Raw genomic sequence first — 12585 nt, forward strand, 5'->3', positions numbered from 1 at the left:
GTTTTTATATGTTACAAATATTGCCTGAAATCGTTGTAGGGCAAGGATTATACCTCATCACTACTTCCATATCACTACCTAAATTTATTCATCCTCAAAGCTTGTTAGTAATTGCGATTGGCATCGCCTGACGGCTACAAAGACGATCTTGCTTCCTTCCTGCTCGAAATCTTCTATATGCGCTAGCTGAGCGAGTTTGGCAGTCTTGGCTGTGGCAAAAGGTCCAAAGTAGTAGGTACAAAGGGGGCGATCGGTCACGATTTCTGCCCACCATTCCAAGTTTTGTTGCTCTAGTTGAGACATGAAATGCTCTCGAATTCAGGTTATGCTTAACTCCAATCTGGTTTGATGTTTTCCATAGTCCTGGTTTTCCTGCCTTAGTCTACTCAACTTCAGTTGCACTCGCACAAGTGCTAATAGTTGCGCGATCTGAACTCGTCGTCCTCGGAATGAACTGACGATTCACCGACGCAAAGGCGATCGCAAGGAATTTTATCCGACAGAATCGAGCCGCTTGCCGCACCTGTATGAATTTCTAACCGGGCATCTGGTACGGCTTCAAATAATAATCTTTGCCCTGGAAACACAACTCGCTCAAACCACCAGTGAGGAATATTGGTAATGCGGGCAATTTGAAGGCTGTTAGTAGCATTGGTATAGCAGCACAGAACGCTACTTTGGTTTGTTGCAGCGCGATCGAGTACTTGAATCATGATTATGGAAACCTTTGAAAACTCAGTTTTCTCCCGAAGAAATGCCACATTTGAGTGCTGAATGCTGATTTTACTGGGACGCTCTTTTATGCCAAATCTGCTGAAACCGTCAATTTTTCTGGTTTGCAGCGTTTGATTGTTGCCATAATTTCTGTAGCTCCTTCTTGCTCTAAATCTTCTACATAGCCAGTCTTCGCAGCTTGAGCTTCTCTAGCAGTAAGGAAGGGACCGAAGTAATACGTACAGAGTGGATTCTGGGTGTCAATTTCTAGCCACCATGCCCAGCCAAAGTTGTGGCAGAAGTCGATCGCACCCTCTTTAACGTTGTTCCAGATGGCATTCATATCTTTCCTATATCTAACCGGATCGTAAGTTCACAGGTTCAGCAGCACCTTTTCTGCCTTACTCACTTCCACTTGCCCTGGCTGCTTTACTTTAAAGTTTGCCAACCCTTCGATCGCGTTACGGTTAATCCGAATCTCAACAAAAACGCAATCCGCTTTTGTCTCGATCGCAAAACTCCTTTCCACACTACAAGCTGGTGCTTTGACTATCTTGCTCCTCTTGACAATAACTCAGTGCCGTGCTGTTCACAAGCTACGCTGTTTCAAAACTTTACCCAGCTAAGTGTGTATAGCTCAGCGAATGCGTGCATCAGATAATTGTCAGAGCGTCTGTTATTCACTTAAGCAACATATCTGTTGTTTAAGCTGTTGACTAGTTTAGCAACATACTTGTTGTTTAAGTCAAGTGAGCGTGATGGGGATTTATTGTGTCGAATTGTCTAAAAATGCTCTTAAAACAACCTTTTTTGCTTACTTACTCTTTTTATCTCGGTTTTATTAAGTATTAGTATTAAACGTTCTTTCTTGGCAAGGAAGCGCTAAAAATTGACCTACATGTGTTTGCGGCGCTCGTTATTAGCAGAAGTTAGTCGGATCTTCCACACTTTTTTCTAACAATCGATAGTGCCGTGTAGATGAAATTTACGTCATCTAACTGAAAAGCGATCGCTACTTTTGACCAACCAGAGCGGCTAAAGTTTTCAAATCAGGTACTTCTAAATCTGCACCAGAATCTTGCTTAACTCCGCGCCGATTTACCCACACCGCAGTCATACCCAATGTTTTAGCGGGTACAATATCGTGATACACGCTAGCTGCAACGTGTAATATTTTTTCTTTAGGTAAACCAATTCTATCAAATGCTGCGTAGAAATTATTATGAGAGGGCTTATAACTTTTTAGCTGTTCTGCTGTAATAACATAATCAAAATCAACTTGTAAATGTTTGACTGTTTCAGCAAACAAATCGTTATCCACGTTAGAAATTACAGCTAGTTTAAATTTCTGTTTTAAGACTTTTAACGCCTCTACACTATCAGAAAAGGGTTGCCAACTAGTTAAAGAATTGGCTAGCGCATCTACTTCTGTAGGATTTGGTGTAAAGTCGAAGCGATCGCCCATTTTTTTGACAACATTTCTCAGCACTTGCCGATATTTAATATACTCGCCTGCTTCTATTTCATTTTCGATTTCACCAAAAGCATCAAAGATCTGTTCGTTGGTTAGTTGGATATTATGGTTAGAAAGAATAGGGGCGATCGCTGTTGAAACACCAGTTTCCCAATCAATCATCGTACCGTAACAGTCAAAGGTTAAAGCTTCATAGTTGTTTAAATCGATTTTCATGGTGACTCCTAATACCATTTTGATCTGACTGCGCCACGGAAGATCCCCCCAACCCCCCTTAACAAGGGGGGCTATGAGCGACCGATTTAGTGCAAGGATAAATAGAATTGGTATAACATCTAATCGTTGCATTGTGCCAGAAAAAACTATACACAATTTTTATGTTTTAAAAGTTTTTGATTTCTACTTTTTCTAAATGTTTAATCAATTCTTCTCCATCGGCATTATGTTCTTTAGCAATTCGTTCGGCAATAGCTGTATTTCCAGAACAAATTGCTTCAATTAATAACCTATGTTGCTCGATAATTTCTTCGACATCGGGAATCAGAGTATTACAAGAGGCAATATACAAGCGAATTTGTTGCCCGACAATTTGATATTGTTGTTGCAATCTCTGATGTTCTGATAGCTGGACGATCGCTTGATGTAAGGCAAAGTCTGCATCTGCAACTTTACCACGGCGATCGCTTTTTGTTGCCTCGATCAGTTGTTTTAAACTACTATTTAAAATTTCAGCTTTATCGGCTGTCATTGCAGCAGCAGCTAATTTGGCGGCTAAACCTTCTAATGCACTGCGTAACGTATACAGTTCCCAAGCATCTTGAGAACTCAGTTCCAACACAGCACAACCTTTGTAGGGAATTTGTACCACCAAACCCTCGTAAGTCAGCTGTTGTAATGCAGAACGGATCGTTCCCCGACTGAGATTGAGTTCTTCTGATAGCGGAATTTCTAGCAGGCGCGAACCAGGCGGAAATCCACCACTGAGAATTTGTTCCCGAATCGCCTCAGCTGCTTGAATGTCCAAACTTTTCGCGACTATTGCCAGGTTCGAGTGTCTGCGTTCCACCACTTCGTACCTCAAAAGGTTAGCACTACCAAGAATGATAGATTGTAGATTGTAGATTGTCAACAATCTACAATTTCTGGTTGCAATGGAATTTCGCACTACTACAAATTGTGGGACGCACGAAATTGTGGGGCGCACGCCTGTGCGCCCCTACAACGTACACTTACTTGGGAATGCGATCGCCAAATTCTCCCGCCCAGGTTGCTAGTTCGTCTGTATTTACTGGGATTTTAGCTGGAGATATCTCAGAATGGTGTTGCTTATCGACCTCTATGCGTAGCTGGGTAATTCTAGCTGATAAACTACTCAAAATTGCTTGCGTTTGTTTGCGTAAAGAGCTAACTTCTTTAGCAAGACGCTGAGTCATTTCTGCATTTTGCTCGTAGCTTGCTTGTAGTTCTGAAGATGGCTGGCGATCGCAATTTTCAGTTTGTGCAGTTGAGGCTGTAGCAATTATACATTGGAGTTTTTGACTGACCAATTCAACCTCTCCTTTCAGAGATTTTGTGACGCGCTTAGATTCTGTCAAGCTATTTTTAACTTGTTCGTTCAGTTCTTCTAATTGTGCTATCCGATTTAAGAATTCAATGAATGGTAAGCTATTAAATTGCCGCTCTAACTTTTGGATTTTTTCATTAACTTGCGACTGTTGGACTCGATCTTCGGCTTGAATATCTGAGTAACTTACTACCCGATCGCTTAAATCTTGAATCTGCTGAGTCAACGTCTGAAGGTTGTCGGGGGCTGGCGTATGGTTTTCGAGATTGTATAATAATTGTTCTTCTATATGAGTAATTTGTTCTTGTAAAATTAGCTGTGATTCTAGTATTTGACCCTGATTGTATTGTCGTTCTGTTCTTTTAATATTTGCTTCCAACCCGTTCAAAAGTTGCTGTAAATTTAAGTTTTGAGTATCAAGTCTGTATGGTTTTAAAAAATCTTCGATAATAACGAATCGTTGTTGAATTTGAGAAAAATCTAAATATAGCTTATCAATTTCAGATAATGTAGCTTGAATGTCAGCAAGATTGGCATCGCGAGACAAGACAAGCTGTTCTAGTTGAAAAAATCGATCTTGTGGCTGGCGACTTTCATGCAGATATTTTTGTTTAGATATATTAGCGTGCAGAGATAGAAATAAAAAAATAGGAGTTGAAATAGTAAAAATATTATTGCCTGAGAAAGAAGCAATAAAGCTAAGAATAGAAATTGCTATGAGTAAGTATTCTAATTTACCCAACCATTTGCGATAGAGAAGACTGAAAACACCAGACATAAAAGAATTTTTCTCAGATTCCGAGCTATTCACATCTAAATTAGAGTATGCTTGCGGCAAACCTCCTCAGTAAAACTGCTGGATAGTCTACAAATAGAATGTGAAGCGATCGCCAAAATTTCGGAGACGGTCGAAACAGTTACAATCGAGATTGGTAACTACTGCTTTCAAGTCAAGCAAGACCATGCGATCGCCTACTTCCGTTCAATTTCTCGATGCCTATGATGTCGTTGTCGTCGGCGCAGGGCATTCTGGTTGTGAAGCTGCCCTAGCTGCGGCACGCTTGGGTTGTAAAACTTTGCTGCTGACGTTGAATCTCGATAAAATTGCTTGGCAACCTTGCAATCCAGCAGTAGGAGGTCCCGCTAAATCCCAACTCGTTCATGAAGTGGATGCTTTGGGTGGAGAAATTGGCAAAATGGCAGACCGCACGTATCTGCAAAAGCGGATACTGAATGCCTCTAGAGGACCTGCTGTGTGGGCGTTGCGGGCGCAGACGGATAAGCGGGAATATGCGGCTGTGATGAAGCGCATCGTAGAGAACCAAGAGAATCTGACGATCCGCGAAGGAATGGTGACAGATTTAGTCCTGGGTACAAACGATGAAGTTGTCGGGGTAGAAACTTATTTCGGCGTAGCGTTTGAGTGCAAAGCAGTCGTACTGACAACAGGAACGTTTCTCGGCGGACGGATCTGGGTAGGAAATAAATCTATGCCCGCCGGACGCGCCGGAGAATTTGCCGCAGAAGGATTGACGGATACTTTAAATAGGCTGGGTTTTGAAACCGGACGGCTGAAGACGGGAACTCCCGCCAGAGTAGACAAGCGATCGGTAGATTACAGTAATTTAGAAATTCAGCCAGGAGATGAGAAAGTCGGCTGGTTTAGTTTCGATCCTCAAGTGTGGGTGGAACGGGAACAAGTGCCTTGCTACCTTACCCGTACGACAGCAGAAACCCATAGAATTATTCGAGAAAACTTACACATGTCGCCCGTGTATGGCGGCTGGGTGGATGCGAAGGGACCGCGCTATTGTCCTAGTATTGAAGATAAGATCGTCCGGTTTGCCGACAAAGAAAGCCACCAAATTTTTATCGAACCGGAAGGACGAGATATTCCCGAACTTTATATTCAAGGATTTTCCACAGGGCTACCAGAAGCAATTCAGTTGCAAATGCTGCGATCGCTACCCGGTTTAGAAAACTGCGCCATGCTGCGTCCTGCTTATGCGGTGGAATACGATTATCTACCCGCGACGCAGTGCTATCCCACGCTGATGACGAAGAAAATTGAAGGCTTATTCTGTGCAGGACAGATTAACGGTACGACGGGTTATGAAGAAGCCGCCGCCCAAGGTTTTGTGGCTGGGGTGAATGCAGCACGATTTGTCCGTCACCAAGAATTTATCGTATTTCCCCGCGAACAGAGTTATATCGGCACGTTAGTTGATGACTTGTGTACCAAAGACTTACGCGAACCGTATCGGATGCTGACCAGTCGTTCGGAATATCGGTTATTGTTGCGATCGGATAATGCCGATCGCCGTTTGACTCCCATAGGTAGGAAAATCGGCTTAATTGACGATCGCCGTTGGGAATTGTTTACATGCAAGCAGACAAATATTGCCACTGAAAAAGAACGGTTGCATACGACACGGCTGAAAGAACACGATGAGATCGGCATTGCGATCGCCTCTGCGACTCAACAAGCAATTAAAGGTTCGATTACTTTAGCCGATCTGTTGCGTCGTCCTGGTTTCCATTACACCAATTTAGAAACTCACGGATTGGGCAATAGCGATCTGAGTCTGGTAGAAAAAACAGCAGCGGAGATTGAAATTAAGTATTCTGGCTATTTACAACGCCAGCAAAATCAAATCGACCAAATCGCCCGTCAAGCAAATCGTCCCTTACCTCCAGATTTAGATTATGGGGCAATTGACACCCTCTCGAAAGAAGCGCGGGAAAAACTTGCTAAAGTTAAACCGCTGACGATCGGACAAGCAGCGCGAATTGGTGGCGTAAATCCAGCGGATGTCAACGCACTGCTGGTTTACTTGGAGGTGCGTTCTCGTCGTACCTCTACTGAATCGACAGTATTAGCATAGACAGTAGGGTGGGCAATGCCCACCCTACATTTATTAATTGGAGTTCTCACAGTGGGTTTATTTGACGATTTCAGCCGTTTTTTAGAAAGCCGTTTAGAAGAATTCTTGCGGAACAATCCTCATTTAGAAATAGAAGCGCTATCGGAACAGTTGCGGCAACAAGAGGAAGATACTTTAAAGTTAATTGCAGAACTCCAGTTACAAGAAAAGCGATCGCAGGATGAAATTCTCACTACAGCACAAGAAATTCAAAAATGGCACATTCGGATTGAGAAGGCAAAAGCGGCTAATCGGCTTGACTTAGCAGAACCAGCACAGCAGCGAGAAGCAGCGTTATTGCGCGAAGGAAATCAACGCTGGGGACAAATGCAAGGAATTAAGGAACGGATTAGTCAAGCTAAAGAATTACTCAAAAAAGTGCAGCAACGCCGTCAGGAGGTACAAGCAAAAGCCGCACAAGTGCAGGCTAATCGTGCTACTCAGTCTTCTCAACGCTTTGATACGGCTGGCTGGAATCAAAGTCGCAGCTTCTCCAGCGGTGCAGACGATTTGGATGCAGCTTTTCGCCGTTGGGAAACTGACGATGAGTTGGAAAAGCTAAAACGGAATTTGGGGAAATAAGGAAGTCAAAAGTTAAAAGGTAAAAGTCAAAATACTGAAAACGAGATTTTTCAGATTTTCTTGCTAAATTCTGTTGCTGATGTGGCGAGAGTTAATGTCTGTTGCCCAATCAACAAATTTTGATGCGATTTCTTGAACGCGCGATCGCTAAGCGGATCGCTAAGCGCTCTAAATTAATATCGTTCAATTGGGTGGTAGAATAATCCCATTTGGCAATTCGATTTCAGGGATCTTAAGTTGTTAGGAGTCTGTTGTAAGCAAAGATGAAAATATAGCTAAAGAGTATTAATAACAATGAAAACTAAAAAAAGATTCAATCAACAAGAATTTCAAAAAATCCTTTCTGGATTGTTTTTTCTACTAGGAATTCATCTAGCTATTTTAACGGTATTAAAAGTTGCAGCATTTTTTATTAGCATGTTTAATCCTCTGTTAGCGGCAAATACAATTTTAGTAGGATTCTATTTAGGAATATGGCAATTATTTTATGCAATTCCTATTATTTTGTGGTTAAAACGCACGCAACAGTGGGGCAGAATGAAAGGAGTCATTATTGGTACTGTAGTTACATTTATGACAAATATTTCTATTTTTATGAGTTTTTTAAACTGATAGAGACAGCGAGTAACAAGCTAGAGAGTGATGTGTGGTGCGTAGCTAAATTCTTAGTATCTAGTCACCAGCCACTAGTCACTAACAACTGATTACGATTTTGTTTCATCTAAAAAACGATCGCCACTATCCGATCCAGATCGATCGCCAGGATAGCCAGCATCAGCTAGTAGATCGTCAATAACTTTACCAAAAATGCTTTTGTTAGAATTTGAACCGATCGCTAAAAACAAGCCTCCCAATATATAAATAGGCAACGGTAAAGACAAGTGTTTCATCCAGTCGAATAACTGAGCGATCGCAAACAGGATGAAAAAGCAGGCTATCCAGATCCTCATCTCCATCTCCTCCAAATTGTAGCTAGATAGAGGATAATCGATTTCTTACCTAAATGACATCTTTTGTTTGCGATCGCGCCAAGACGCAAAGCCGCGAAGTATCCTTTGCGCCTCTGCGTCTTTGCGTGACATTGCCTAGTATACAAAATATTGCAAAAGCTTGACATCATGAAGACTATACCCATTGTCTGACAACAGAGGCGGTTGCTGAATTTAATATTAATTAGTGTAATAAAATATATGTTAAGAAAATCTCTATTTCTATAATTATTAATAGTTAATTTTCCGTAAATAGCTTTTAGTTACTAATTGTAAATCTAAGAAGAGTAAGTCAACAATGCAATTGTGAATGACGATCGCCACAGCGCGATCGCGGCTTCGATCGGGCAACCAGCTTAGAACTCTATGCGCTTTCTGTATAAATTCCTTACCCAAGTCTTAGGTAAGACTTCTTTACAAAATCTCCTTCTAACTGCTTTTGTGTTGCAAGTTATTGCAATAGTAGGATTGGTAGGGAATCTTTCGTTTCAAAATGGACAAAGGGCAGTCAACGATCTTTCCGAACGATTGCAAACTCAGATTGCCGAACGCCTTTACCTACAACTAAAAACTTATTTACAAACACCACATCTACTCAATCAAGTCAATCAAAACGTCATTGAAGAGAGTCTAGGAACAGCACCTTTAGCTGAATTTGAGAGCTTATTATTAAACCAAATGCAGTCGTTTGAGATCGTTCCCTATACAGCTTGGGGAAATCAGAAAGGAGAGTATGTCGGGATCGATCGCCTCACAGATGGCAGGCTGCATATTGAAGTTGTCAACGATCCATCCAATCCCAAATATTATACATATACAGTCAACAGTCAAGGACAGCGAGGAAAACTCGTTCAAGTCACTCCATATTACGATCCAAGAACTCGAACTCGCCCCTGGTATCAAGAAGCAGTTCAAAAGGGTAAAGCTGCGTGGAGTCCTGTTTATATTTGGTTCAATCAAAAAGAGATGGCGATCGATGCAGTCTTACCAGTTTACGACCAAAACAGAAATTTACTTGGAGTCTTAGATACTCCTTTAAAACTCTCAAGAATTAGCAATTATCTACACCATATCCCAATTAGTAAATCGGGACAAATTTTTATCCTCGATCGCTCTGGTTTGCTGGTAGCATCTTCAGATAATTATCAGCCATTCTCTATCGTACAAGGAGGCAAATTGCAACGCCTCAAAGCATCAGAAAGTAAAAATCTCTTAGTTCGATCTACGGCGCGATATCTAACGACAAACTCGCACAAATTTATAAATATCGATCGCCCACAACGGCTAGAATTTAGCCAAGATCGCCAACGATATTTTGTAGACATACATCCTTTTCAAGATAGTTGGGGGATTGACTGGCTGATAGTCGCAGTCATACCAGAAGCCGATTTCATGGAAGATATCTACGCCACGACTCGGACAACAATTGTACTATGTGTCGTGGCTTTACTCGTAGCAGTCATAATTGGAATTTTTACAACTCGATGGATTGCCAAACCAATTCAACGCCTAAATACTAGTGCTAAACATATCGCCAATGGAGAATGGGATAAAACCGTAGAAGAACTCGGACGTTCGGATGAAATTGGCGAACTGGCTAAATCCTTCAACAGTATGGCAGTAGAATTGCAAAAGTCTTTTGCCGAGATGCAAGACTTGAATGTAGCGCTATCAGCTAGCGAAAGGCAATTGCATCAATTTTTAGAAGCCGTACCCGTGGGCGTAATCGTTCACGATTCAACTAGTAAAATTTCTTACGCCAATCAAACAGCACAGCATCTACTCGGCAACATTATTTCAGATGCGACATCAGAGGAATTAGTGAAATTTTATCAGGTCTATCGCGGCGATCGCCCCTACCCGACTGAAGAATTACCAATGATGCGGGCATTAAAAGGCGAAACCGTTATTGTTGACGATTTATCGCTGCATCGAGATGGTAACGTTCTTCACCTTGAAGTCCGCGCTACGCCAATTCGAGAGGATTGTGGCAATATTGTCTATGCTATCGTTGCCTTTACTGATATTAGCGATCGCCGACGAGCCGAGCAAGAAATCAGAGAATTAAATCAAAGCTTAGAACGCCGCGTTAGCGATCGCACAGCCGAACTTGAAGCCGTTAACAAAGAGTTAGAGGCATTTTCTTATTCAGTCTCCCACGACCTGAGAGCGCCATTGCGACAAATTGATGGCTTTAGTCAGATATTACTCAGTCGTTACACAGACAAGCTAGACGATCGCGGTAAAGATTATCTCCAGCGCATTCGCGGTAACACTCAGCAGATGGGCGAACTCATAGAAGGCTTGTTAGCTTTATCGCGGGTGAACCGTAGCGAGTTGCAACGCACGGAAGTCAATTTAAGTGAATTAGCCACCGAAATCGCTGCCAAGCTTCAGGAAACACAACCAGAAAGACAAATTACATGGGCGATCGCCTCAGAAATAATTGTCACTGGAGATACTAGACTGTTGCGCGTGCTGCTAGAGAATTTGCTCAGTAATGCCTGGAAATATACAGCAAATCAAAACCATCCTCGGATTGAATTTAATTTACAGCCAGAAAACGATCGCGTCGTGTATTTTATTCGCGACAACGGTGCAGGCTTCAATCAAAATTATGCTGACAAACTCTTTGTAGCGTTTGGACGCTTGCATTCACCTGCTGAATTTCCTGGTATTGGAATTGGATTAGCCACCGTCGAACGGATCGTTCACCGTCATGGGGGACAAATTTGGGCGGAAGGTAAGGTGGGAGAGGGTGCAACTTTCTATTTCACGCTTTAAAGATCGCGCCAAGACGCGAAGACGCTAAGCATTCTTTGCGCCTTTGCGTCTTTGCGTGACATATTACCGACAGGGATTTCCCGTACCCCCAGAATTCCAAACCCGGCGATTTCTACTTTGTTGGCTGTACTTTGGATTTTGCATTCCACAAGCAACACGGTTGCGGACGACAAAAGCGGTATCTGGGTTGTCGCTGAATAAGCCATCTACACCCAAGTGGAAAAATTGCTCGTATTCGGCTTCTGGGTTATTGTCGTAGTCGATCGCTAAAAAGAAGGATTCGTTGCGGAAAGTATACGGATGGACGAGTAAACCTGCGGCGTGTGCGTCATCGACTAAAGATGTTGGTTCTGTTGCCAAACGTCTATCAGCTTCGCTAAGTTGTCCGTCGCCATTTACATCATCTGGCTTGCCATCTCCATTTTCATCCACAGATTCACTGGGAATAATTAATCTTTTAAAAGGTCCAATTCCATCTGCATATTCAGCAATCTTTTCTAATTCTTCAGGAGATGTTAGATCGCCATAGGTACGCGAATCGCCACTGACAACAAAATCGTAAGGTTTGGCATCAGCTTCATCGAATAATTGTACCAACGGCACGTCAACTAATTTGTTTAATTGCTTTAAATTTGCAGTTTCAAAAGATTGAATGAATACTGGATCGTCAGCATCATCTAAATTATTCTGTCTTAAGACTTTGGCTAGAGGTTCTTCCAAAGATAGATCGATAGAATCGAAATAAGTAGGATGTTTTGTTTCGGGATAAATTCCGATAACTCTGCCAGTTTCAATACTTTTGCGTTTAGCCAAATCGATAACTTCTTGCAAAGTTGGTACTTCATAAAGTCCGTCAAATTGTGCCGAACCTAGACGCAATTCGGGTATGCGTTCTTTAGCTCTAAGAGTTTTAATTTCTGCTAAGGTAAAATCTTCGGTAAACCATCCTGTATATTCTATACCGTCAATGGTTTTAGTCGTTTTGCGCTTGGCAAATTCAGGACGATCGCTGACATCTGTTGTCCCGGTAATATCATTTTCATGCCGCGCAATTAGAACGCCATCCTTAGTAGAAACCAAATCCGGTTCGATATAGTCAGCACCCATCGCGATCGCTAACTCATATGCTGCTAAAGTATGCTCTGGACGATAGCCGCTTGCACCTCTGTGTCCGATAACAATTGGCGGTTTTCCTGTTAATGTATCGGCTAGCGATCGCTGTGCATCCACCTTATATGCACCAACTAGTGCTACAACTGCTGATGCTAGCACGATTAAGCGAGAAAGACGCAACATATTTTCATCCCTCAAATGGTAATAGGTAATTGGCGATGAATTTGTAGTAGAACTAATTGATAAGTAAACCAACCATTAAATTAGCTATACCTCAGTGAATATACGGTTTTATAATTAAGATCTGTTTAACTAAAAATTAAAATTGTTCTTATTAGTTCAAATAACTAATATTCTGAAATATAGAGCATTTTCTAGTCTACTGAGGTACAATAACAGCAATGAGTAAACCAGCCACGTCGATCTTCAACAGAGACTTGA

General features: G+C 42.0%; 13 protein-coding genes. 4 read left to right on the plus strand and 9 right to left on the minus strand.

Annotated elements, in window-relative coordinates; genetic code table 11:
• Nucleotides 1–84: 84 nt before the first annotated feature.
• From DSM107010_RS34085 to DSM107010_RS34110, 7 genes are all read right to left on the minus strand, one after another.
• Nucleotides 85–303: a DUF1816 domain-containing protein gene (locus tag DSM107010_RS34085; protein ID WP_015154839.1), complete on the minus strand. Its 219-nt coding sequence runs from the start codon at nucleotides 301–303 to the stop codon at nucleotides 85–87.
• 110 nt (nucleotides 304–413) lie between these two features.
• Nucleotides 414–713: a DUF1830 domain-containing protein gene (locus DSM107010_RS34090; RefSeq protein WP_015154838.1), complete on the minus strand. Its 300-nt coding sequence runs from the start codon at nucleotides 711–713 to the stop codon at nucleotides 414–416.
• Between the two features lie 86 nt (nucleotides 714–799).
• Entirely contained in the window at nucleotides 800–1057 is a 258-nt protein-coding gene (locus tag DSM107010_RS34095; protein ID WP_015154837.1) for a DUF1816 domain-containing protein, read from the minus strand.
• 30 nt (nucleotides 1058–1087) lie between these two features.
• Complete coding sequence (locus tag DSM107010_RS39025) at nucleotides 1088–1243, minus strand: hypothetical protein (RefSeq protein ID WP_158631940.1); 156 nt, start codon at nucleotides 1241–1243, stop codon at nucleotides 1088–1090.
• A gap of 483 nt (nucleotides 1244–1726) precedes the next feature.
• The gene (locus tag DSM107010_RS34100) at nucleotides 1727–2404 is read right to left on the minus strand and encodes a haloacid dehalogenase type II (protein ID WP_041463123.1); all 678 of its coding nucleotides are present in this window, start codon (nucleotides 2402–2404) and stop codon (nucleotides 1727–1729) included.
• A 166-nt stretch (nucleotides 2405–2570) separates the two neighbouring features.
• Nucleotides 2571–3254 carry a GntR family transcriptional regulator gene (locus DSM107010_RS34105; RefSeq protein ID WP_106169880.1) on the minus strand — a complete coding sequence of 228 codons (684 nt, stop codon included), beginning with the start codon at nucleotides 3252–3254 and terminating at the stop codon, nucleotides 2571–2573.
• A 163-nt stretch (nucleotides 3255–3417) separates the two neighbouring features.
• Nucleotides 3418–4590, minus strand: coding sequence for a coiled-coil domain-containing protein (locus DSM107010_RS34110; RefSeq protein ID WP_127025109.1), 1173 nt, complete (start codon nucleotides 4588–4590; stop codon nucleotides 3418–3420).
• A 124-nt stretch (nucleotides 4591–4714) separates the two neighbouring features.
• Here DSM107010_RS34110 and mnmG point away from each other — a divergent pair, with 124 nt between their 5' ends.
• From mnmG to DSM107010_RS34125, 3 genes are all read left to right on the plus strand, one after another.
• A complete protein-coding gene (mnmG, locus tag DSM107010_RS34115) occupies nucleotides 4715–6637 on the plus strand; it encodes a tRNA uridine-5-carboxymethylaminomethyl(34) synthesis enzyme MnmG (protein ID WP_106169878.1) in 1923 nt (640 codons plus the stop codon).
• Between the two features lie 15 nt (nucleotides 6638–6652).
• Nucleotides 6653–7258 carry a TIGR04376 family protein gene (locus DSM107010_RS34120; RefSeq protein ID WP_015154832.1) on the plus strand — a complete coding sequence of 202 codons (606 nt, stop codon included), beginning with the start codon at nucleotides 6653–6655 and terminating at the stop codon, nucleotides 7256–7258.
• A gap of 294 nt (nucleotides 7259–7552) precedes the next feature.
• Nucleotides 7553–7870, plus strand: coding sequence for a hypothetical protein (locus DSM107010_RS34125; RefSeq protein ID WP_015154831.1), 318 nt, complete (start codon nucleotides 7553–7555; stop codon nucleotides 7868–7870).
• 92 nt (nucleotides 7871–7962) lie between these two features.
• On the opposite strand, the gene DSM107010_RS34130 is transcribed toward DSM107010_RS34125, so the two are convergent.
• Complete coding sequence (locus DSM107010_RS34130) at nucleotides 7963–8208, minus strand: hypothetical protein (RefSeq protein ID WP_015154830.1); 246 nt, start codon at nucleotides 8206–8208, stop codon at nucleotides 7963–7965.
• Between the two features lie 405 nt (nucleotides 8209–8613).
• Between DSM107010_RS34130 and DSM107010_RS34135 the strand changes: the two genes are divergently transcribed.
• Entirely contained in the window at nucleotides 8614–11031 is a 2418-nt protein-coding gene (locus tag DSM107010_RS34135; RefSeq protein ID WP_127025112.1) for an ATP-binding protein, read from the plus strand.
• A 63-nt stretch (nucleotides 11032–11094) separates the two neighbouring features.
• On the opposite strand, the gene DSM107010_RS34140 is transcribed toward DSM107010_RS34135, so the two are convergent.
• Entirely contained in the window at nucleotides 11095–12327 is a 1233-nt protein-coding gene (locus DSM107010_RS34140; protein ID WP_106169798.1) for a glycerophosphodiester phosphodiesterase, read from the minus strand.
• Between the last annotated feature and the right edge of the window lie 258 nt (nucleotides 12328–12585).

It is taken from the genome of Chroococcidiopsis cubana SAG 39.79 (genome assembly GCF_003991895.1).
Lineage (GTDB): Bacteria > Cyanobacteriota > Cyanobacteriia > Cyanobacteriales > Chroococcidiopsidaceae > Chroococcidiopsis > Chroococcidiopsis thermalis.

Excerpts from the sequence above, each read along its gene's own strand:
- DSM107010_RS34095 (WP_015154837.1), bottom strand. The coding sequence starts at position 1,057 with ATGAATGCCATCTGGAACAACGTTAAAGAGGGTGCGATCGACTTCTGC.
- DSM107010_RS34090 (WP_015154838.1), bottom strand. The coding sequence starts at position 713 with ATGATTCAAGTACTCGATCGCGCTGCAACAAACCAAAGTAGCGTTCTG.
- DSM107010_RS34125 (WP_015154831.1), top strand. The coding sequence starts at position 7,553 with ATGAAAACTAAAAAAAGATTCAATCAACAAGAATTTCAAAAAATCCTT.
- DSM107010_RS34100 (WP_041463123.1), bottom strand. The coding sequence starts at position 2,404 with ATGAAAATCGATTTAAACAACTATGAAGCTTTAACCTTTGACTGTTAC.
- DSM107010_RS34140 (WP_106169798.1), bottom strand. The coding sequence starts at position 12,327 with ATGTTGCGTCTTTCTCGCTTAATCGTGCTAGCATCAGCAGTTGTAGCA.
- DSM107010_RS34135 (WP_127025112.1), top strand. The coding sequence starts at position 8,614 with ATGCGCTTTCTGTATAAATTCCTTACCCAAGTCTTAGGTAAGACTTCT.
- DSM107010_RS34085 (WP_015154839.1), bottom strand. The coding sequence starts at position 303 with ATGTCTCAACTAGAGCAACAAAACTTGGAATGGTGGGCAGAAATCGTG.
- mnmG (WP_106169878.1), top strand. The coding sequence starts at position 4,715 with ATGCGATCGCCTACTTCCGTTCAATTTCTCGATGCCTATGATGTCGTT.
- DSM107010_RS34130 (WP_015154830.1), bottom strand. The coding sequence starts at position 8,208 with ATGAGGATCTGGATAGCCTGCTTTTTCATCCTGTTTGCGATCGCTCAG.
- DSM107010_RS34120 (WP_015154832.1), top strand. The coding sequence starts at position 6,653 with ATGCCCACCCTACATTTATTAATTGGAGTTCTCACAGTGGGTTTATTT.